Below are 22,389 nucleotides of genomic sequence, written 5' to 3' on the forward strand. Positions count from 1 at the left end.
CACGCCCACGCGCTGAACCTGCGCGACTCGGGCGCCAAGAACCTGGTCGTCGCCCTGCGCGAAGGCTCGCGCTCGGCCAAGAAAGCCGAAGCCGAAGGCCTGCAGGTGATGGGCATCGCCGAGGCCGCGGCCTGGTGCGACGTCATCATGTTCACCATGCCCGACGAGCTTCAGGCCGAGACCTACAAGAAATACGTGCATGACAACATCAAGCCCGGCGCGGCAATCGCCTTTGCCCACGGCCTGAACGTGCATTTCGGCCTGATCGAGCCGAAAGAGGGCGTGGACGTCATCATGATGGCCCCCAAAGGCCCCGGCCACACGGTGCGCGGCGAATATGTCAAAGGCGGCGGCGTGCCCTGCCTGGTGGCGGTCCACACCGACGCGACCGGCAAGGCGCTGGAAATCGGCCTGTCCTATTGCTCGGCCATCGGCGGCGGCCGTTCGGGCATCATCGAGACCAACTTCCGCGAGGAATGCGAAACCGACCTGTTCGGTGAGCAGGCCGTTCTGTGCGGCGGTCTGGTCGAACTGATCCGCTGCGGCTTTGAAACCCTGGTTGAGGCCGGCTATGCGCCCGAGATGGCCTATTTCGAGTGTCTGCACGAGGTGAAGCTGATCGTGGACCTGATCTATGAAGGCGGCATCGCCAACATGGACTACTCGATCTCGAACACCGCGGAATACGGTCAATACGTGACCGGCCCGCGCATCCTGCCCTATGAGCAGACCAAGAAGGCGATGAAAGAGGTTCTGAACGACATCCAGCAGGGCAAGTTCGTGCGCGACTTCATGCTGGAAAACCAGGTCGGTCAGCCCACGATCAAGGCCTCGCGCCGTGCCAATGACGAACACCAGATCGAAGAAGTCGGCAAAAAGCTGCGGGGCATGATGCCCTGGATTTCGGCCGGCAAGCTGGTCGATCAGGAAAAGAACTAAGCCCGAACGGCTTGAACCCAAGGGCGGCCCCGGAGGCCGCCCTTTTCATGCAGAACGGATGAACAGGCAGCGATGGTGCCTCAACCCGACATACGCGACTGGAGCGGCGTCATTGCCCTGGGCCTGATCTGGGGCGGCACCTTCATGGTCGTCGCGATGGCGTTGGAAGACTATGGCCCGATCACGGTGGCCACTGCGCGGACGACGCTGGGCGCGGTGATGCTGTTGGCCTTGATGGGGCTGACCGGGCGGCGTATCCCCAGCCTGACACCAAGTCTGGCGTGGTCGGTGATCCTGATGGGCATCCTGTCCACCGCGCTGCCTTTCGTGCTGCTCAGCTGGGGGCAGCAATATGTACCCTCGGCCTTTGCCGGACTGTCCATGGCCGCAATTCCGCTGATGGTTCTTCCGCTGGCGCATTTCTTCTCGGACGAACCCCTGAACGCACGTCGTTTCGTCGGGGTATCCCTGGGTTTCACCGGAGCGCTGGTGCTTATCGGCCCGGGACTGGCGCAACTGGGCAGCGGGGCCGAGCCGCTGGCCCAACTGGCCTGCATCGGGGCGGCGTTCTGCTATTCGGTGGCGTCGATCCTGACCCGGCGCTGCCCGCCGATCGACCCGGTGGTTCTGGCCGCACTGACATTGGTGGTGGGCGCGGTGATCCTGCTGCCGATCATGATGGCGACCGAAGGTGTGCCCACCCCGCGGGGTCTGCGCCCCACGCTTGCCTTGATCGTGCTGGGGCTTGTGCCAACGGCCTTTGCGACGTTGCTGCGGGTGTCGATCATTCGCAGCGCCGGGTCGGTCTTCATGACGCTGGTGAACTATCAGGTGCCGGTCTGGTCGATGATCTTCGGCGCATGGATCCTGTCCGAGGCGCTGCCGCTGCGGTTCTACATCGCGCTGGCGCTGATCCTGACCGGAATGGCGATTAGCCAATGGTTCAGTTTGCGCAGGATGCTGTTGGGCTACTGACGCGCGGCGGCTTCGACCTCGGCCACGATCCCATCGACGACCTGTGCCAAAAGGGCGTCGTCCTCGCATTCCGCCATCACACGGATCAGGGACTCGGTCCCCGACTTGCGGATCAGCAGCCGCCCCTGCCCGTTCAGCCGCGCCTCGGCATCGGCGATCGCGGCCTTGACCGTCTCCGCTTCCAGCGGGGCCTGACCTTCGCCGTATCGTACGTTCTTCAGCAGTTGCGGCACCGTCTCGAACTGTTGCGCCAGATCCGAGGCTTTGCGCCCCGAATTCACCATCTCGGCCAGGAAATGCAGCCCCGCCATCAGGCCATCACCCGTGGTGGCATAGTCGCTCATGACGATATGGCCGGATTGCTCGCCGCCAAGGTTGAACCCGCCTTCCCGCATACGCTCGACCACATAGCGGTCACCGACCGCCGTCCGTTCCAGCCGCAGCCCGCGCGCGCCCAGAAACCGTTCCAGACCCAGGTTCGACATGACGGTCGCAACAAGCGCGCCGCCTTTCAGCCGTTCGGAAGTGGCCCAGGCGGTAGCCAGAAGGGCCATGAGTTGATCACCATCGGCGACCTGCCCGGTCTCATCCACGATCACCACCCGGTCGGCATCACCGTCGAGGCAGATGCCCACATCCGCCCCATGCGCCACGACGGCCTCGGCCGCCACACGCGGCTGGGTCGAGCCGCAGCCCAGGTTGATGTTCTTGCCGTTGGGTGCCGTTCCCACCGGGATCACCTCGGCCCCCAGCTCCCACAGGACCTCGGGCGCGGTGCGGTGCGCGGCGCCGTTGGCGCAGTCGATCACCACCTTGAGGCCATCCAGACGCAGCTCGCGCGGCAGAGATGACTTGACCCGCTCGCCATAGCGGAACCGCGCGTCATCGACGCGCCGGGCGCGCCCGATATTCTGCGCCTGCGCGGGTTTGACCCCCTCTTCGATCAGCTGTTCGATTTCAAGTTCGGCCTGATCGGACAGTTTGAACCCATCGGGGCCGAAGAACTTGATCCCGTTGTCCTCGGCCGGGTTGTGGCTGGCCGAGATCATTACACCCAGATCGGCCCGCATCGACCGGGTCATCAGCCCGACTGCCGGTGTCGGCACCGGCCCCAGCAGCAGCACGTTCATGCCGGTCGACGTCAGACCCGCCGTCAGCGCGTTTTCCAGCATATAGCCCGACAGGCGCGTATCCTTGCCGATCACCACCCGGTGAACGCCCGAGCCATCCCGGCGGAAGTACCGCCCCACCGCCGCGCCGATCCGCAACGCCATCTCGGCCGTCATCGGATAGGTGTTGGCGGTGCCCCGCACCCCGTCGGTTCCGAACAGCTTGCGCATACATGCTACTCCACAAAGTCCTGCCTGCGACCCGATTACCGGACAGCGGCCCACAGGCGCAAGGCCTGAGCGGTCTCGGCCACGTCATGCACCCGGATGATCTGCACACCTTGCGACAATCCTGCCAACGCAACGGCGATTGATCCCGGCGCGCGGGCATCCTTGCGCGGTTCCGCACCGATCCGGCCGATGAAGCCCTTGCGTGACACACCCAGCAGGATCGGGCAGCCCAACCCGTGAAACAGGCTGAGATTGCGCAGCAGGGTCAGGTTGTGTCCCTCGGTCTTGCCGAAACCGATGCCTGGATCAACGATGATCCGGCCCCGATCCAGCCCGAGGCCTTCCAGCCGGGCCACCTGCCCGGACAGGAAATCGTAGACGTCCAGCAGAACGTCGTCATAGGTCGGGTTGTCCTGCATCGTGGCCGGGTCGCCCTGCATGTGCATCACGCAGACCGGCGCATTGATTTCAGCGCAGAAAGCCCCAAGCGCGGGATCGAAGGTAAACCCTGAAACGTCGTTGATCAGCCCCGCCCCCGCCTCGACCGCGGCCTTGGCCACGGCGGATTTGCGCGTGTCGATCGAGATCAGCGCCGGTGTCTCGGCCCGGATCGCGCGGATCAAGGGCTGGGTGCGGGCGATCTCTTCGTCCTCGGGCACGAAATCCGCACCGGGGCGCGTGGATTCACCGCCGATGTCCAGAATGGTCGCACCGTGCGCGACCATTTCCCGGGCCGCTGCACACGCGGCGTCGGGGGTGTTGTGTTTGCCACCGTCGGAAAAGCTGTCGGGCGTGGCGTTCAGAATGCCCATGATCTGCGGCTGCGCCATATCCAGTCCGGCAATCGCGGCGCGCGGTTGCGTCAGCCGGTCTAGCCACGTTTCAGGGATATCGGCAGCCGCAACGATCCGGGGTGCCGCGTCACGCTGCAGACATTCGGCATGGCTGAACCACAGGTCCTGCCCCGCCAGCGGCAAGGCCCCGTCCGGGCGCACAGGCCCGTGTTGCACCAGTGGGCGGTAATAGCAGGTCACAGTTGCGCCTGCTCCACCGGGACCGCACGCAGCGGCGTCTTGGGCGACTCGGGCAGTTCCCCGCCAATGACCAGCATTTCGCTGGCCTCAAAGGTGGCGGCGAACCAGGCCGCCAAGGCCACCGCATCGGACGGCGCCGCCGAAGGCCCATCGACCGCATCCAGCACGATCTTGGACGGTGCCCAGACACAGATCTGACCGTTCTTCATGGCCCAGTCCAGTTCGGTCCGGGTCGAGACGACGACGCAGCGATGATCACGCGCGGCCAGCACCCAAGCGTTCTGCTCGATCGCCAGCAGGTCGATCCGGCGCTGGGTCATGGCATGGCCGGTCTGCGGCACCGGCAGATCGGAGGCGCCCACGCAAAGAATCAGCGGTCGCTGCCGGTTTTCCAACTGGTCGATCCAGCCCGACAAATTTTCGGACTCAATCGCTGCGTTCGACAGAAAGACCAGCCGGGGATGTGGGCGCTCTTCTTCGATGACATCGTGATGGACGGCATCCTTGCCACGAACGATTTCGACGCCCAAAGCACCCGGACCGCGATCCAGTTTTTCAATGCGTACAAAAGCTCTTACCGCCTGAGGTTCAAGCAGGATCCGCTCGGCTATTCGATCCGCCAGCGTTTCGAGCAAGTTCAGACGCTCGGCCGCGAGTTCATAGGCGATGGCCTCGGTCACCCGGTCATAGGACAGGATGCGATCGACATCATCGTCGATGTTTTCGGTCAGCGGACGCACCTCGACCACGATGTTGAAACAGATGCGCTGGGTGGTGCCCCGTTCGGCCTGAAAGGCGCCGATCTCGACCTCGACAATGTGGTCGCGCAACGAGATACGATCCAGCGGCCCGCGTGGCGCAGTCGCCTCGGACCGTTCGGACGGGTGCGCAAAGGCAAGGCGGATTTCAGTACTCATGGCACGGGCCTTTTCGGGCAGCTTGGACAGGTTTGCCCAATTTAGTGGTTCCGCGCGGCTATAGCATTCAAGCAAACGCCATTCCAGCCGCCGAATGCGGCGTCAGGTGACGCGGTACCAACTCATCATACCCGATGCGGCGTGTCCAAGCATATGGCAATGCAGCAGCCAGTTGCCCGGGTTATCGGTGACCAGCGCGATCTCGCGAGTCTCGCCACGTTCGACCAGAACCGTATCGCGCCATGGCCCAAGACTTCCGTCCGGCAAGATCAGCCGAAAGTGGTGACCATGCAGGTGCATCGCGTGCGGGAATACCGTTTCGTTCACGAAGGCGATCCGGTGAACACTTCCCGGGGGCGCATCAAGAAACGGGTCATCGGGTCGCTCGGCGTAGCCATTCAGCGCCCAAAACCGGCCCAGCTGAGCCAGCTCCCGGCCCGAGAGCTCGGTCTCGCCAATCCGCGCGCTTTCAAGCCAGCGCATGGCACCGCCTTGCAGCCTCATCTCGTGCCGCGGTACGTTGTTGAGGTCCGTCAATTCCGGAAGCGGGTTCGGCGGCAATGGCCGAACTCCCGACCGGGGAGTGGAAGCCGCCTGCCCTGCCACTGAAAATCGGGCCAAACCAAAGGCGCCGTCACGTTCCTGACTGAACAGGCTGGCCGTTTCCGCATCCGCAGCCAGCACATCCACCAACAAATCCGCACGTTGTGCCGGGGCCAGCGGGAACGTGTCCTCAATCGGGATCGGCTCGGCCAAAGGCATTCCATCCAGCGCGACGATCCATCCGGACATTCCGTCGAGGCCCACGGTGAAGACACGCGCATTCGCGGCGTTGACCAACCTCAGACGCAGGCGTTGGTTTTGTTGAACAGGAAAGGATGGGTCGAATGCTCCATTGACGGTAGTGAGGTTTCCCAGCCGACCAGCATGGCTGAGGTCATGACCGTTGTCGAAGTCTTGGGTAATCTGGGCCGTTTCCGGATCAAGTCGCCAGTCATCGAGCATCAGCACCAGATCCTGCTCCACATCCGGCGCTTCGGACTCGTGCACGATCAAAGGGCCATACAGGCCACGGGCCACCTGTTCGACTGACTTGTTATGCGCATGATACCAATAGGTTCCGGCGTCCGGCACGATGAAATCATAGTCGAAGGTCGCGCCGCTTGGAACCGCATCCTGAGTAAGCCCCGGCACGCCATCCATAACGTTGTCGATGCGGATACCGTGCCAATGAACCGAGGTGGCTTGCGGTAATTCGTTCACCAAGCGGCGTTGAACCCGCTCGCCTTGCTGCAGATGGATTTGGCTGCCTGGCACCGACCCATCAAAGCCCCAGATTTCGGTTTCCGGAAACCCCGGAGGGGCGATCAACTGAGCGCCCTCGCGCGCAGTCAGGGTCAGCGGCGCGGAGCGCGCTAGCGTTGGAAACACCGCAAGCGCGGCGGCAGATTTCAAAAGGCTTCGGCGGCTCAGATTCATTGCGGATCTCCTTGCCCGCAATATAGCCCTTGGTTTCACCCGCGCCATCAACGTTCCAGCGCGGGTGCGTCAATGCGCGCTAGTTGCTCGCAGTGCGGTAGTTGTGGCGATAGAAGATATGCACACCGATACGCGCAGTTTCCTTGTAAACGCGCGACCACGACGGGCGCACCGCCTTGGTGTGGTAATGCGTGGCCCCCGACGTCAGCGGGTCGCTGACCCCCTCGATCGCCGCCTTGGCAACTTTGGCCACGCGCTCATAGGCTTTCTTCTCGTGAATGACTTCCTTGCGGCCGTCACAGGTATAGGTGAACTGGCACTGATATTTCTTGCCTGTTCCCTGACGGATCACGCCGCAGACGGTGTTCGGGAAACGGGTGCTTTCCACCCGGTTCAAAATCACCTCGGCAACCGCGAATTGGCCGCGCACGCTCTCTCCGCGCGCTTCGAAATACAGGGCCTCGGCCAAGCATTTCAGATCTTCGCCACCGCTGGCTTTGGGCTGCTGGTCCAGCCAGGCCTTGGTGTAGGAAATCTCAACCGGTTGGACCTCTTTCCTAGGTTGGAACAGCTTCAGATAGTCGCGAAAGCTTTGTCCCGGCACCTCGTTGCGCGACACCAGTTCGCGCTTGGCAGTCTCGGTGGCTTCCCTCTCGGCAACGGACGCACTCGGCATCACGGTTGCCGCCGCAATGGCAACAGCCAGTATATATCGTAGCATCAGATAACCTCGCACAGGCACTTCACGCGCCATACCCTCCCCCGGCGGGCGCGACGGGGTCTTAACGCAGAAGGCGCGAAAGGTCCAGTTCTGAGGAAAAAGCAAGAAAAATCTTGCCCGCGAGGCCAAAATTAATCAGCCACAGGTCCATCCCGAGACCACTATTCCTAGGGCTTTGACGGCCTGTCAACCCCCAAGTTTTGACGAAATCGCCAACTGAGCGGCAGCCAGCCGAGCGACCGGGACTCGGAAGGGTGAACAGGACACATAATCGAACCCCAAATCCCGACAAAGGGCGATTGATTCGGGGTTGCCGCCATGTTCACCACAGACCGAAAGCGTGACATCGGGCCGAGCTGTACGCCCCCGCTCCGAGCCCAGCTTGAGCAGTTCGCCGACCCCATCGGCGTCCAGAACATGGAACGGATCCTCGGTGAACACCCCCTGCCGAACATAGGCTGACATGAAGCGTCCCGCGTCGTCGCGTGACAGACCATAGGTCATCTGCGTCAGGTCATTGGTGCCGAAACTCAGGAACGAGGCATGAGGAGCGATTTCCTCGGCGCGCAAACAGGCCCGGGGCGTTTCGACCATCACACCCAACCGGTATTCGAACTCCTGACCACGCTCGGCCGCAACGGCTGCGGCAACCGTGTCCACCCGCGCCTTGATCAGTTCGACCTCGCGCTTGGCCGACACCAGCGGAATCATGACCTCGGGCACCACCGGCGCGCCATTTTTGCTGGCTTCGAGCGTCGCCTCGAAGATCGCGCGGGCTTGCATATCATAGATCTCGGGCACCGTGATACCAAGGCGTACGCCCCGCAACCCCAGCATGGGATTGTATTCGCTCATTTCGTCCACCCGACGCTCCACATCCGAAACCGGAAGATCCAGCGCTTCGGCCAGTTCGCGCTGCCCGCTGCGCGTGGTCGGCAGAAACTCGTGCAGAGGCGGATCGAACAGTCGGATGCAGACGGGCTGCCCTTCCATGATCCGGAAAAGTTGCACAAAATCATCGCGTTGCATCGGAAGCAACCGCTCCAAAACCGCCGCGCGTCCCGATGAAGTCTGAGCGAAAATCATCTCGCGCATCACGATCAGACGACCGGGGTCGAAAAACATATGCTCGGTTCGGCACAACCCAATCCCCTGCGCCTGGAAGTTTCGCGCAGCCTGCGCGTCGGCAGGAGTGTCGGCATTGGCACGAATTGATATGTCTCGCTCGGCGTCGGCCCAGCTCATCAAGGTCTGAAAACAGTCATCCAGTGCAGCTTCGAGCATCGCCGGCTCGCCCGCCAACACCTGGCCCGAGCTTCCGTCAATCGTCAGAATGTCGCCTGTGGTGAAAACGCGGCCGTCCGGAACGGTAAGCTGCTTTTTCTTGGTCTGGAACCGCATCTCGGACGCGCCGACGATACAGGGCAGCCCCAGCCCGCGCCCGATCACGGCCGCATGGCTGGTCATGCCACCCTTTTCGGTCAGTACGGCGACCGCGGCGTGCATGCCGCGCACATCCTCGGGCGAGGTTTCACGGCGCACCAGAATGCAGGGCTCGCCGCGCGCGGCGCTGGCCTGTGCCTCGGCCGAAGTGAACACGATCCGGCCGGTGGCCGCCCCGGGACTGGCCCCGATACCCGTGGTCAGCACGTCACGCTTGGCCTCGGGATGCACCTGACGGTGCAGTAACTCATTCAGAGAATGCGGGTCGATACGCATGACGGCTTCCTGCGGGGTGATGATGCCATCCTCGGCCAATCGAACAGCGATCCGCATGGCGGCGCGGGCGCTGCGCTGAACGCGGACCCCGTCCAGAATATGCACCTTGCCGTTTTCGATCACGAATTCGACCTGCATCTCTTCGCGCAATTTGCGCCGCATCAACGCCGCATGGGCCTTGAGGTCGGCAAAGGCCTGAGGCGCAACATCCTCGAGCGCTTGCCCGCGCGGGTCCTTTTCAAGGTAGAGGGCCGCAACCCCCTCGCCCAGCGCATCGCGCCCCTGGCTTTGGCTCAGGTAGCGGCCTGTGATCTGCGGCATGCCGGTCGAGGTATCCACCAGCTGCAGCACACCCGATCCGCATTCGCCCTGACCGACGCCCGGGATCATCTCCTGAATGACAAGGCCCAGTCCGGCATCCGCCGGAGCGCCCTTGGCCTGCCGCAGCAGACGGGCGGACGTACCATCCCACGCCCGCGCCATCGAGCGCAGGACCGCCAGCAACTGCTCGCCCCGGTCCTGGGGGAACGCTTCGTCCGTTTCGTCCTCATAGGCGCGCAGGGTCTGGCGCAGGCCTTCGCGACCATCGGCTTCGATGTCGTCGAAAACGTCCGCGTCCAGTCGCGCAACGTGGATCGCATAACTTTGGACGAACCGCAGATACAGTGCGGCAGCGGCCTCGGGACCCATCTTGTCGGACAATTCCACGAAACGGGCATCGTTCATCCCGATGTTTAGAACCGCGCCGGGGCCACCCCAGTCAGGGTCCTCGGAACTGGGGCGAACGCACAGCAACGCCGATGCGTCGAACTGTTCAAGTATGGCTTCGATTGCCGGGATATCGCCGTCAGCGATCCGACGCACCTGATCGAAGGACAGGGCCACCGTACGCGGTACGGGAAGGTCCAACCGCACAAGGCGCTGCAGACATTTCGCCCGGCCGCCATGCGTGTCGGCGGCGACAGGAGCATCAGAAGTGATGAGCGTGGTATGCGGATTATTCTGCACTGCGGCACCTTTTGGTTTCACCGCAGCATAAGCGCCCTAGCCTTCCGCGCAAGGGCCTTGTGGGCGCGCCAGAGCGCGCCCTCTAGGTCAGCCTTCGATCTTGGTCAGGTCCGCGACGCTGGAGCAGATCTGGCGGATCTGGCTCAGCAGATTCAGGCGGTTGCGGCGCAGCACGGCATTGTCGGAATTGACCTGGACGTCCTCGAAGAACGCGTCGATCGGCCCGCGCAGCGCGGCCATGGCCGCCATCGCCGCCGGGAAATCCTCGGCCTTGAGTGCCGGTGCAATCTTGGCCTGTGCCTGATCCAGCGCGGCGAACAGGGCCTTTTCGCTGTCGGTCTCGGCGAATTTCAGATCGGCACCGAACGAGTATTCGACCCCGTCCTTCTCCTCGGCCTGGGTCAGGATGTTGTTGGCGCGCTTGAAGCCCTGCACCAGATTTTCGCCATCTTCGGTCGCGATCACCACATTCAACGCGCGGGCGCGCTTGACCAGCAGGTTGAGGTCGTCATTGCCGTCCATCGCGATGCAGGCGTCGATGACGTCGTGGCGAATGCCCTCGTCGCGGAGGAAGACTTTGAGGCGGTCGTGGAAAAAGGAGAGGAGATCGTCAGATGCGTCTGGGACCTTTTTTTCAAGTTCAAGAAAGGCCGTGGCAGGCAATCCTCCGATTTTGTCCTTGACCGCTTGGAATGCAGCACCAAAGACACCTCGCTCTGCAATTTCTTCCAACAGATCAAGAACGTTAGCTTCCGGCAACGCCTCATTGATTGCGCTTTCTGCTCGAATAAGTTGGCTGTCAAAGAAGCGATCCAACGACAGCCGCAGATCGTTTTCGAGAACCAATCGAGAGATACCCAAAGCAGCGCGACGCAAAGCAAACGGGTCTTTTGAGCCGGTGGGCTTTTCATCAATCGCCCAGAACCCGGTCAGCGTGTCCAGCTTGTCGGCAAGCGCCACGGTCACCGAGAGCGGCGCGGTTGGCACGTCATCCGACGGGCCCAGCGGCGAGTAGTGCTCCTGCGCCACGGCGGCCACGGCGGCGTCTTCTCCAGCCGCCTCAATGTAATACCGCCCCATAAGCCCCTGAAGTTCGGGGAATTCATAGACCATCTCCGAACTCAGATCGGCCTTGGCCAGCCGCGCGGCCTTCTCGGCTTGATCCGGGTCGGCGCCCGTCACCGGGGCCAGTTCGCGGGCCAAGGCGGCAATGCGGTCGATCCGCTGCGCCTGGGTGCCCAGCTTGTTGTGGAAGGTCACGTTCTCAAGCGCGCGGGTCCATTGCGTGATGTCGGCCTTGGCGACGCGCAGGTCATTCTCCCAGAAGAATTTCGCATCGGCCAGACGCGCCGACAGCACCTTCTGGTTTCCGGCCAGAATGGTCGCGCCATTGTCGGTGGTCTCGCGGTTGGCCACGGTGATGAACCGTTCGATCCGCCCTGTCTTGGGATTGCGGACCGAGAAGAATTTCTGGTGCTCCTTCATCGAGGTCTGCAGCACCTCGGGCGGCAGGTCGAGGAATTCATCGTCGATCTGCCCCATCAGCACCACCGGCCATTCGACCAGCCCGGCCACCTCGGCCAGCAAGCCCTTGTCCTCGACCACTTCCAGACCGGCGGCAAAGGCCATGTTCTGTGCGTCGTTCCAGATATGCTCGGCCCGTTCCTCGGGCGACAGCACGACAAAGGCGCGCTTCAGCTTGGCGGCGTAATCCTCGAACCCGGTCACGGCGAACCGGCCGGGCGCCATGAAGCGGTGGCCCTCGGTGGTGTCGCCGGCGGTGATCCCGTCGATCTCCATCGGCACGACCTGCGCGCCAGCTTCATCGCTGAGGATGCACAAAATCGAATGCAGCGGCCGCACCCAGCGCAGGGCCCCACTGCCCCAGCGCATGGATTTCGGCCAGGGGAAGTTGCGGATCGTGTCGGCCAGAACCTCGGCCACGATCTCGGCCGCCGGGCGGCCCGGTTTCTCGATGGTGGCAAAATAGACCGCGCCTTTGGGCGTGTCCCGTTCCTCGAGCTGGTCGCGGCTAATCCCCGCGCCACGCAGGAAGCCCTCGATGGCCTTGTCCGGCGCGCCGACCTTGGGGCCCTTGCGCTCCTCGCGGATGGTGGGGCTTTCGGCCAGCAGCCCCTCGACCGCCAGCGTCAGGCGGCGCGGCGTGGTCAGGGCGTGGGCATGGGCGTAGGTCAGACCGGCCTCGACCAGACCGTCGGTGATCCGTTTTTTCAGATCCTCGCCGGCGCGGGTCTGCATGCGCGCGGGGATTTCCTCGGAAAACAGTTCGATCAGCAGGTCGGGCATTTTCGATCCTTAGAAATTGACGATCGTCTGGATGACGATGGCATTGGCGATATCCACGAAGAATGCGGATACAAGGGGGAGCACGATAAAGGCAATAGGCGAAGGCCCGTATCGCTTGGTTACGGCGGTCATATTGGCAATTGCGGTCGGTGTCGCGCCCAGCGCGAAGCCGCCGAACCCCGCCGCCAGCACGGCCGCGCGGTAGTTGGCGCCCATGACCGGGAACAGAACCCAGATCACGAAAGCCACCGCAAACAATGTCTGCGCCGTCATGATCACCACGATCGACAGGCCCAGATCGGCGATGGTCCACAGTTGCAGGCTCATCAGAGACATGGCCAGAAATGCGCCCAGCGCGAATTCCGAGATCAGCGCCAGCGACGGCGTGCGCGACACTGGCGCGGCGCGCGGGGCCAACAGCGGGCGCAGGTTGCCGATCACGATGCCCATGATCAGGCAGGGCACGAACAGCGGCAGTTTCAAACCCGCGGCCAAGATCACCTCGGACAGAGCATAGCCCGCGATGATAGCCATGTTCAGGTACAGCAGCACCCGCATCACCGTCAGATGGTCGATCTTCGCGGCCGCGTCTGACGGCTCGTCGGGCACGCCGATCGTGTGTTCTTCGTCCGGCCGGTTTGGCGACAGGTCGCGCCCTTCGATCAACAGTCGCGCGATGGGGCCGCCGACCAGCGCAGCCAGAACAAGCCCGAGGGTCGCCACGGCCACTCCCAGCTCGGTCGCGCCCTCAAGCCCGGTGACCTGCGCGACCTCGGGCGCCCAGGCGATGGCGGTGCCGTGGCCGCCGATCAAGGCGGCCGACCCGAACAGAACGCCGGACTGCGCCGGATAGCCGAAGGCCGCCGCCCCCGCCGCGCCGATCAGGTTTTGCGCCACGATCGTCAGCAACGTCAGGACCAGCAGCAGCACCAGAGGCTTTCCGCCTGCGATCAGATCGGACAGCCGGGCATTCAGGCCGATCCCGGCAAAGAACAGCACCAGCAGGAAATCCCGCGCGGTCAGGTCGAACTCCAGTTCCATACCGAACAGCAGATACAGCGTCAGAACCACCAGCGAGGCCAACAGACCGCCGGTCACGGGTTCGGGAATGTTGAACCGTCGCAGGATCTCGGCGCGGGCGTTGATCTCGGCGCCCATCAGATAGACGGCAAAGCCCAGCGTTGCCGTCAGAAATCCGGGGATTTCAACGATGAACCCCATCCCGCCCACTCAGTTTTCCGGTCGGGGCGGGCACTCTTCGCCGACAACCGTTCCGTCATAGGCCTTTTCGCCGCAGTTGTTCAGGGCATGCCATGCAAAGCCCGAACCGTCCTGCGTCACCGCCACGATCCGATCAACGCCATAGTGGATGTTCTTGACCCCTATGAACGCGCGGGCGGATCCGTTCGCCAACGCCTCGGCCAGAGTAGCCGCATCATAGCAGTCGAACCAACCCGGGGCCGTCAGCGGCTCGGCCTTTTCGGCGCTCATGTAGCGGACGGCCAGCTGTTCCGGCTTCAGATCTGTCTGGAAACACGCCCGGTACCGGATCGGAGAGCTGTCGGCGTCGATCGCCTGAAACGCGCTGTAGGCAATTGGCACCGGTTGGCCGGTCGCGGTTTCGGTCAGAACAACATCCTGACCGGGTGAGGGTTCGACCTCGTAGTAGTAGCCGTAGACCTGCAGGTAATACATGCTGACGCCAGCAATGACGGCGCAAGCGACCAACAGAATTGCCAGCATTTTCCCGGTCATGCGCGATCCTCCTGTGGGGTGCGACGGGCCATCAGGCCTCAAAAACCTGCCGCCTCGGTCTGCACGAAAGCATCGGCGCATTGCTTGGCCAGCGCGCGCACCCGCCCGATATAGGCCTGCCGCTCGGTCACCGAAATCACGCCGCGCGCGTCCAGGAGGTTGAAGATATGGCTGGCCTTGATGCACTGGTCATAAGCAGGATGCGCCATGATGATCCGCTTGCCCGTTTTGGGGTCAACGTTTTCCTGGCTCAGGATCGCGGCGCATTCTTCCTCGGCCTCTTCGAAGTGGCGCAGCAAAACCTCGGTGTTGGCCACATCAAAGTTCCAACGGGCGTATTCCTCTTCGGTTTGCTTGAAGATGTCGCCATATGTCAGCGGGCTGGGCGATTGCGGGTCGTTGAAGGGCATGTCCATTACGTGGTCGATGCCCAGAACATACATCGCCAGACGTTCCAGACCATATGTCAGCTCGCCCGAGACCGGCGCGCAGTCATGGCCGCCGACCTGCTGGAAATAGGTAAACTGGCTGACTTCCATGCCATCGCACCAGACCTCCCATCCCAGGCCCCATGCGCCAAGGGTGGGGCTTTCCCAGTCATCCTCGACGAAACGGATGTCGTGCAGGTCCATGTCGATGCCAATGGCCTGAAGGCTGCCCAGATACAGCTCCTGCAGGTCCGGAGGGCTGGGTTTGATCAGCACCTGGTACTGATAGTAATGCTGCAAGCGGTTGGGGTTTTCACCATAGCGCCCATCGGTCGGACGGCGCGACGGCTGAACGTAGGCCGCAGCCCAGGGTTTGGACCCCAAAGCCCGCAGGGTGGTTGCAGGGTGGAATGTACCGGCACCGACCTCCATGTCGTATGGCTGCAGGATGGCACAGCCCTTCGAGGCCCAGTAGTTCTGAAGCCGCAGGATGATTTCCTGAAATGAACGTGGTGCGCTGGACGGTTCGGTCATGACATTCCCTTTGGGCGCGGATTTGCCCGGTTCCGGTCGGTTTTGCCCTTCCTATGCAAGGGGCAAAGGGGCGTCAACGGGCCAATGCCCGCCTGCTGTCACTGTGCCGCCACACCAGAAATTCCCCGTATCGTGGGCATAGCGTTTTCACCCCTGAATCGCGTAAGTTGGGGGAAAGCCAAAACACTGCATAAAACGGGCAGAAAATGACACGCGTATTTGTTGCAATTCTTTTACTGATTACAGTCGGCCTGCGCGCTGCGTATGCTCAACAGGGGGCCGACGCGGGTGTCTGGGTTCAGGTCGAAGCGCAGCCATCGCTGCGCGAGGCGCAGGACCGGGCGCAAGTCTATGCCAATGCCCTGCCCGACGTGAACGGGTTCCGCCTGAACAGCGGCTGGTACGCCATCGTGATCGGCCCCTATTTGCGGGCCGACGCCGAGCAAGTGCTGCGCGTCTACCGGGCCGAACGGCAGATCCCCTCAGACAGTTTCATCACCTTTTCAGGCGCCCTTGGGCAGCAGTTCTGGCCAATTGGCGCAAATGTCCTGAACCGCGGGGCAATCACAGCGCCCGTTCAGCCCGAGCCGCAGCCAGAGCAGCCACAGGCCGGTCTGACGCCGCAACCTTCGGACGAGACGAGATCACAGGCCCTGCAGTCCGAGCGGCTGCTGAGCGGACAGGAACGAAAAGACCTGCAAACCGCATTGCAGGCTGCCGGGTTCTACAGTTCGACCATTGACGGGGCATTCGGCCAAGGTACACGCCGGTCGATGGCGGAATGGCAGCGGTTCAACGGCTTTGAACCGACCGGTGTCCTGACGACGGCACAGCGCAAGGCTTTGATGGATGACTACAATGCCCCGCTGATCAGCGTCGGCATGGCCCGGCACGTCGATGATCGCGCCGGGATTTCCGTCGATCTGCCGCTTGGAGTGATTTCCTTCGACCGATACGAGGCGCCGTTCGCGCATTTCAATTCCAGCGGAGATCTAGACGCACGGGTCGTATTGATCAGCCAGGAGGGCAGCAAAACCACTTTGCGCGCGCTGTTCGAGGCGATGCAATCGCTTGAGATCGTGCCGCTGAACGGCCCGCGTGAGCTGCGTGGCGACAGGTTTACCATCGAAGGCCGTGGCAACGGGATCGTATCCTATACACAAGCCAATCTGAGCGACGGCAAGATCAAAGGCTTCACCCTTGTCTGGCCCGAAGGCGATGACGCACGCCGCGTCCGGGTTCTGGCGGCAATGACCGCCAGCTTTGAAACCACCGATGGTGTTCTTGATGCTGGGGCTGGCGCCAATGCCGAGCAAAGCATCGACTTGATGTCCGGTCTCCAACTCAGAAAACCACGGTTGTCTCGGTCAGGCTTTTTTGCCGATCCCAACGGTCTGGTCCTGACCGTGGCCGAGGCTGTGCAGAACTGCACCCGCGTCACCCTTGAGGACGGTCAGGAACTGCAAACCGCGTGGAGCGATCCCGAACTGGGCGTGGCAGTCCTGCGCCCCAACAAGACGCTGGCACCGATGGCCGTTGCGGCCTTGAACGAAGCCCAGCCTCGCCTGCAATCTGAAGTGGCCGTCGCGGGATACTCATATGGGGGCGCTTTGGGGGCTCCGACCCTGACCTACGGCAAGATCGCCGATATCCGCGGGCTGAACGGAGAGGCCGGAGTGACCCGCCTGAGCCTGACCGCACAACCCGGAGACGCCGGCGGCCCGGTATTCGATGATCACGGCAACGTGGTCGGAATGCTGCTGCCTGCGCGGACCGAGGGGCGCACCCTGCCCCGCGATGTCAGCCTGGCTGCCGCGGCCGACCGCCTTCACGAGATCCTGTCAAAGGCCGGGGCAACGGCTCAGACAGCGCAGGAAACCGGCCAGGTTTCGCCCGACGAGTTGAACCGCCGCGCGACTGGCATGACCGTGCTGGTGAACTGCTGGGGTTGACCGAAAGTCACGAACAGAATTTGAAGGCGCCGCAGGACATTGCGGCGCCTTTTTTCATCCCTTCAAGATATCGGGCGTGACGTGCACAAGGGTCGGCACGGGCGCGTCAAAGGCCGCGCGAACGGCAGCCTGCATTTCAGGTAGCGAGTTTGGAGCGGCCGACCGCGCACCGAAAGCCTCGGCCAGCTTGCAGAAATCAGGGTTGCGCGCGACAACCGCGTTCGGAGCAATCTGGCTGCCGACCATGCTGTCCTCGATCTCTTTCAGCTTGCCGTTGTCCCAAAGGATGATGGGCAGCGACAACCCCAGCTCGACCGCCGCACCCAGTTCCTGCATCGTATAGTGGAACCCGTAGTCACCCGCGATCACGGCAGTTGGCTTTCCGCGCCGCGCAACCGCGCCGCCGATCCCGGCCGGCAGTGCATAGCCCAGGGTGCCGAACCCGGTCGGGTGGTGCCAGTGGTATGGGCGCGCCATGTCCCAGACCTCTTTCGCGACATAGGCGAACTGGGTCATGTCGGAATAGATCATGGTGTCGGCGGGCATCGCTGCACGCAAGGCGTCGGCAACCGGCACGATACCCGGTCTTTCCGCGTCGACCTCGGCGCGCCATCGTGCGCGGGCTTCGGCCACCTCTTCCGGCGACCAGCCAGTGGCTGGTTTGCAGTCTTGGGTCGCGGACCACAGTGCATGGGCAAAACTTTCACCGTCGGCCTGCAGCTTGACCGTCGCCCGGTGCCGGTCGGCCAGCACCTCGGGGTCAAGGTCAACCCGCACCAAGGTCGCCTTGTGGCCCAACCGGTCGCGCCAAAGGTCGACCTCGCCCAATTCGGCACCGACCGCGATAACCAGATCGGCCGACCCAATCACCTCGGCACTGCCCGGTCGCGGCAAGGTCGCACCGAAATCCAGCGCATAGCCGGTGCCGACCAACCCACGCCCTGCATAAGTGGTGAAACAGGCCGCACCAAGCTGAGACAGAATCTGACGCCACAGGTTCGACCGCGACCCACCACCCAGTATGAACAGCGGCCGCCGTGCGATGTTCAGCAGTGACAGAACCGGCGAGATGTCCGGCGCCAGAGCCTTGACCCGCACCGCGTCCTGGTTCGGAAAAGGAGCGGGGTCGGCCTCGGCCTCCAACTGCGCGATCGGGACCTGGATATGCTTGGGGCGCGGGCGTTTCAGCGCGAACTCCTCAAAGGCGCGTTCGATCAGGCCATAGGCCGATTGCGCGTCGTTTGCCTGGCAGGACCAGTCGGTCACGCATTCAGCGGCCGCGCGCTGGTCTTTCATCTGGTGCAACTGGCCGCGCTGTGCCTGCGTTTCGCTCAGACAGGAGGACAGAACCAGCATCGGAACCGAGTCGGTATAGCCCTGCCCCATCGGCGTCATGACGTTGCACAGGCCAGGACCGGTGATCACGTAGGCCACGCCGGGCTTGCCCGTCGCCCGTGCATAACCGTCAGCCATGAAGCCCGCGCCCTGCTCATGCCGCGCCAGCACATGAGTAATGCCCGCTTCTTCGATTCCACGGTACATTTCCTGATTGTGCACACCGGGAATGCCGAAAATGACTTCGACCCCCCGATCCTTGAGCATGTGCGAGATTTGGGCGCCCAATGGTCTTTTCATCAGCCTCTCCAGAACCGAATGGTGAACAGGACATACACGGCCATCAGCTCCAGCCGGCCGGTCAGCATTCCGAAGGTCAACAACCACTTGGCCGTGTCGTTCAGCCCGGCAAAATTCCCTGCGGGGCCGATCTGATCACCCAAACCGGGGCCGACATTTGCAAGCGCCGTCGCTGCACCGGATACCGCCGTGATGAAATCCAGACCAGTCAGCGCCAGCGCCCAGGACAGCGCCCCCAGCGACAGCGCGAAGAACATGAAAAAGCTCATGACCGATGTCAGGACATCGCGGCTGATGGCGCGGCCATCATATTTGGGCACGAACACTCCGTGCGGCGACCGGATCCGACTGATCTGAGCCTTGATGGAAGCAATCAGCAATTGATAGCGGAAGATCTTGATGGAGCAGGCCGTAGAACCGGCGCAACCGCCGATCAGGCCGATCATGAAGAACATCATGATCGGAAAACTGCCCCAGGTCATGTAATCGACACTGGCGTAGCCGGTGCCGGAAATGATCGAGGTGATATTGAACAACGACTCGCGCACCGCCTGTTCCCAGTGGTGCGGAAAGACCGATGTAAGAAAGACAGCCATGATCACCACCAGAACGGCGATCGTGGCCAGAAAGGCCCTGATCTGGCTGTCTTCCAGGATCGAGCCTGTCCGGCCGTTGACAAATTGCACATACCGCACGAACGGCAGCGCAGCCAGAATCATGAATATGGACGCGGCGTATTCCGCGGGCCCCGAGAACGTACCGAACGAGGCGTCATAGTTCGAGAACCCTCCGGTGGACATGGTTGTGAACGCATGAACGACCGCGTCGAAAAAGTTCATTCCCAAGCCGGCATAAACCAGGGCGCAGGCTACGGTCAGGAATACATAGATCAGCGAAATCTGGCCCGCGATCTCTTGCGCGCGAGGAAGGATTTTCCCCATGGTTTCAAACCCTTCCGAGCGGAAGATCTGCATTCCGCCGACCTTGAGCTCGGGCAGGAAAACCATGGCCACGACAATGATGCCGATCCCGCCCAGCCATTGCAGCAAACCGCGCCACAAAAGCAGGCCACGCGGCAGATCATCCAACCCGGAGATTACGGTCGACCCGGTGGTGGTCAGCCCGGACATGGCTTCGAAATAGGCATCGACAAATCGAAGCTCGGTCTCACCGAACACGAAGGGGATTGCCCCGAAAAGCGGCAGCGCGACCCAGACGCCAGTGGTCAGCAAAAAGGTCTGACGGATGGTCAGTCCCTCGCCCACACCGTTCGAGCAGCTCATGGCCAGAACCACGCCGGTCAGGATCGTGATGACACCGCTTTCAAAGAAAACGTTCCACTCGCCCCGACCCTCGATGATGTCCGCAAGCATCGGCAACAGCATGGTCGCCCCAAGTATGGCGACCAGCAAGCCAATCACATATCCGACCGGGCGAAGATCCATCATGACGGGCAGCGTTGGCGCGCCGGCCCGAAAGTGTCAAGCAGATGATCTGTGATCAGTCGTCCATTTTTTCAGCCACGGGCGGCATGGCCGGTGGCTTGGACGGCGCACGCGTGCGGCGCGTGGCCGGTTTCGGTGCCTCGGCGGGTTTGGTTGTTGCAGCCGCTACGGGCTTTTTGGCCCTGGCTTCTTCGGTTGAAGCTGCGGGTTTTGCCACGCTGGGCTTGACCTTGGGCGTCTCGGTCGTTGCGGGTTTCTCCGATGCGACCGGAGTGACGCGCTGTGCAGGGGTGGCCGTTGCGACGGGCTGCGACGGTTTTTGAGCCGTTGCAGGCGGCGTTTTGGGCTTGGCTGTGGCCTTCGTGACCGGTTTCGGTGCGGCTTTTGCGGGTGCCTTCGGCTTCGGAGCCGGCTTTGCGACCGTCTTGGCCTTGGCCCGGACCACAGGTTTCGCCTTCTTCGCGGCGGGTTTGGCCGTGGCTCGCGCCACCGGTTTCTTGGCCGACTTCACGGCCGGCTTCGTTGGTTCGGTGACCGACGCAACCGGGATCGGGAACACGGTTTGAGCAAATGCCTGCATCATTTTCATCTGGCTGGTCACGGCATAGCCGGCCAGACGCACGGCGGCGGCCTGCAGCTCAAGCTGTTGGGCAATGGGATTCATTCCAAGTCTCTCCTGTAGCAATGAAGCAGCCCGATTTCCGAGGTAGAAAAGCCCTTGCCGTTCCGATCGCGCGGACGGACGAAGGTGTATTGCAGTCCAAGGCGTAACACGTCCCGGCTTCCTTTCGGGGTGGTGCGCCACAACTGACATGGCGCGCCACAGCTGCATTCATCTTCAATGTATGCAAATAATCGCGCGCATGCAGCATTTTCCGCTGCATTGCGGCAAAAAGGCGCCTACCGCCCAATATACGCCGGTTTTCGCGGCGTTTTTTGGGTCAGCCGACGTGGAACAGCGTCGTGAACAGGCGCGGGTCCAAGCTGGTGGATGCAAATGTCGGCCCCTCGGTCAGAATCGACACCGCATCGTGGCTGTGCAGACTTTCCTGATGGCTGGCGATGACGCGGAAGTCACCGACGTGATGATCGGCCAGCAGCTCGGCACAGAACAGACGCGCGGCGTCTTCGACAAAGATGGGGTTGGCGGCGTTCAGCTCAGCAAAGGCCTGTTCGTCTTCGCGCTTGACCATCACCTGGGTTTCGGTGGGGACGGCGCGGCGGCACAGGGCGATCAGATCCTCGAACCACAGGCAATCGGCGTCACAATCGACCACGACCGAAATGCGCGCCACGGAACGCTGCGAATGCGGCGTCGCAAGCTGTCCGCGCACCGACCGGGCGTGTTCGCTGAGTTCCAGCGAGCATGGGCAGGTCGAAGAATAGACATAGTCGAGATGCATGATCTTCTGACGCACGCCGCCCTGTTCGACCAGTTCAAGCGCGATGTCGTAATACTGATATCCCTCAAGACCCGAACGCAGGCTTTTGACCCGATCGGGATAGGAGAAGCGCATCTGAAGCCTTGCATCGAAACTGTCGAGGTCGGTCAGATAATCGCTCAGCGCAGATTCCATCACCTCGAAACTGAACGTACGCTCGGCATGCTTGTAGAAGGACCGCATGATCCGGGACATGTTGATGCCCTTTTTCTCGGCTTCGAGGCTGACGGTGCCCGTAACCGAGGTTTCCAGCGTCAGGTCCGGACCGTTCTTGCTGTGAAATCGGATCGGCAGGCGGAAATTCGAGATGCCCACATGCTGGATCTGCTGTTTCGCACCGCGTATCAGGCTGGACGGGCCGTTCTGGAGATCGGGCAACGCAGATTTGTAGGCTTCGTCGACTTTGAAGTCTTCGGGGTATTCACGTGACATCGAAGGGTAGTTGTCCGGAATCAACCCGGGCACCAGGCGGGCCACGGCTGGATCAAGCTGGCTGATCTCGGCCTCGCTGGCGCCCTTTGCCCATTTCCGCAGAACCTTGAGAGCCTCAGCGGCCTCGTTCCGATCTGGTTTTTCGTCAATGTCGCGCGAATGAATGTTCATTGGCTGCGTATCCTCGGTGTGTCGTCAGGCTATCTCCGACTGCGGCGGAAACCGCAGTGTAACCCAATACGGGTCAGATAGCAGCCCGGATCGAAAAAACCATCGCAAAACCGCCATTTCCGAACGGATTGCGCCCTTTTACCCGGGCGACATTGC

Annotated in this window: 17 protein-coding genes; 3 read left to right on the top strand and 14 right to left on the bottom strand. The window is 62.4% G+C overall.

Annotated features, from left to right (window positions below; genetic code table 11):
• Positions 1-939, top strand: a 939-nt coding sequence (gene ilvC / locus AC2FM5_RS12520) for a ketol-acid reductoisomerase (protein ID WP_496735920.1), incomplete at its 5' end; no start/stop codon positions are given.
• 72 nt (positions 940-1,011) lie between these two features.
• Complete coding sequence (locus AC2FM5_RS12525) at positions 1,012-1,914, top strand: DMT family transporter (protein WP_496735922.1); 903 nt, start codon at positions 1,012-1,014, stop codon at positions 1,912-1,914.
• Here AC2FM5_RS12525 and glmM read toward each other — a convergent pair.
• The 10 genes from glmM to AC2FM5_RS12575 all read right to left on the bottom strand — a co-directional run bounded on the left by glmM (position 1,908) and on the right by AC2FM5_RS12575 (position 15,156).
• Positions 1,908-3,254, bottom strand: coding sequence for a phosphoglucosamine mutase (gene glmM / locus AC2FM5_RS12530; RefSeq protein WP_496735924.1), 1,347 nt, complete (start codon positions 3,252-3,254; stop codon positions 1,908-1,910). The genes AC2FM5_RS12525 and glmM overlap by 7 nt on opposite strands.
• Before the next feature lie 35 nt (positions 3,255-3,289).
• Positions 3,290-4,288 (bottom strand): dihydropteroate synthase, encoded by a 999-nt coding sequence (gene folP, locus AC2FM5_RS12535; protein ID WP_496735926.1) that lies wholly within the window; start codon positions 4,286-4,288, stop codon positions 3,290-3,292.
• Complete coding sequence (locus AC2FM5_RS12540; protein WP_170370719.1) at positions 4,285-5,205, bottom strand: dihydroneopterin aldolase; 921 nt, start codon at positions 5,203-5,205, stop codon at positions 4,285-4,287. The genes folP and AC2FM5_RS12540 overlap by 4 nt, the downstream gene beginning before the upstream one ends.
• Positions 5,206-5,307: 102 nt before the next feature.
• Positions 5,308-6,684 carry a multicopper oxidase family protein gene (locus tag AC2FM5_RS12545; protein WP_496735928.1) on the bottom strand — a complete coding sequence of 459 codons (1,377 nt, stop codon included), beginning with the start codon at positions 6,682-6,684 and terminating at the stop codon, positions 5,308-5,310.
• A gap of 79 nt (positions 6,685-6,763) precedes the next feature.
• On the bottom strand, positions 6,764-7,405 hold the full coding sequence (locus tag AC2FM5_RS12550) for a cell wall hydrolase (RefSeq protein ID WP_170337909.1): 642 nt from the start codon (positions 7,403-7,405) through the stop codon (positions 6,764-6,766).
• A gap of 186 nt (positions 7,406-7,591) precedes the next feature.
• Positions 7,592-10,153: a putative PEP-binding protein gene (locus AC2FM5_RS12555; RefSeq protein ID WP_496735930.1), complete on the bottom strand. Its 2,562-nt coding sequence runs from the start codon at positions 10,151-10,153 to the stop codon at positions 7,592-7,594.
• Positions 10,154-10,219: 66 nt separating this feature from the next.
• Positions 10,220-12,439: a glycine--tRNA ligase subunit beta gene (glyS, locus tag AC2FM5_RS12560; RefSeq protein ID WP_496735932.1), complete on the bottom strand. Its 2,220-nt coding sequence runs from the start codon at positions 12,437-12,439 to the stop codon at positions 10,220-10,222.
• Between the two features lie 9 nt (positions 12,440-12,448).
• A complete protein-coding gene (gene gltS, locus AC2FM5_RS12565; protein WP_496735934.1) occupies positions 12,449-13,660 on the bottom strand; it encodes a sodium/glutamate symporter in 1,212 nt (403 codons plus the stop codon).
• Positions 13,661-13,669: 9 nt separating this feature from the next.
• A complete protein-coding gene (locus tag AC2FM5_RS12570) occupies positions 13,670-14,194 on the bottom strand; it encodes a DUF6446 family protein (RefSeq protein WP_170446621.1) in 525 nt (174 codons plus the stop codon).
• Positions 14,195-14,232: 38 nt separating this feature from the next.
• Entirely contained in the window at positions 14,233-15,156 is a 924-nt protein-coding gene (locus tag AC2FM5_RS12575; RefSeq protein ID WP_496735936.1) for a glycine--tRNA ligase subunit alpha, read from the bottom strand.
• A gap of 206 nt (positions 15,157-15,362) precedes the next feature.
• Here AC2FM5_RS12575 and AC2FM5_RS12580 point away from each other — a divergent pair, with 206 nt between their 5' ends.
• Positions 15,363-17,108: a serine protease gene (locus AC2FM5_RS12580; protein WP_496735938.1), complete on the top strand. Its 1,746-nt coding sequence runs from the start codon at positions 15,363-15,365 to the stop codon at positions 17,106-17,108.
• Between the two features lie 54 nt (positions 17,109-17,162).
• Here the strand turns inward: AC2FM5_RS12580 and AC2FM5_RS12585 are convergent, their stop codons facing one another.
• The 4 genes from AC2FM5_RS12585 to folE2 form a co-directional block, all read right to left on the bottom strand.
• On the bottom strand, positions 17,163-18,743 hold the full coding sequence (locus AC2FM5_RS12585) for a thiamine pyrophosphate-binding protein (RefSeq protein ID WP_496735940.1): 1,581 nt from the start codon (positions 18,741-18,743) through the stop codon (positions 17,163-17,165).
• The gene (locus AC2FM5_RS12590) at positions 18,743-20,191 is read right to left on the bottom strand and encodes a TrkH family potassium uptake protein (RefSeq protein ID WP_170443191.1); all 1,449 of its coding nucleotides are present in this window, start codon (positions 20,189-20,191) and stop codon (positions 18,743-18,745) included. The genes AC2FM5_RS12585 and AC2FM5_RS12590 overlap by 1 nt, the downstream gene beginning before the upstream one ends.
• Positions 20,192-20,243: 52 nt before the next feature.
• The gene (locus AC2FM5_RS12595; RefSeq protein ID WP_496735942.1) at positions 20,244-20,852 is read right to left on the bottom strand and encodes a hypothetical protein; all 609 of its coding nucleotides are present in this window, start codon (positions 20,850-20,852) and stop codon (positions 20,244-20,246) included.
• Between the two features lie 277 nt (positions 20,853-21,129).
• Positions 21,130-22,233 carry a GTP cyclohydrolase FolE2 gene (folE2, locus tag AC2FM5_RS12600; RefSeq protein ID WP_170363134.1) on the bottom strand — a complete coding sequence of 368 codons (1,104 nt, stop codon included), beginning with the start codon at positions 22,231-22,233 and terminating at the stop codon, positions 21,130-21,132.
• Positions 22,234-22,389 lie beyond the last annotated feature (156 nt).

It is taken from the genome of Ruegeria sp. BHSA162 (assembly GCF_059613385.1).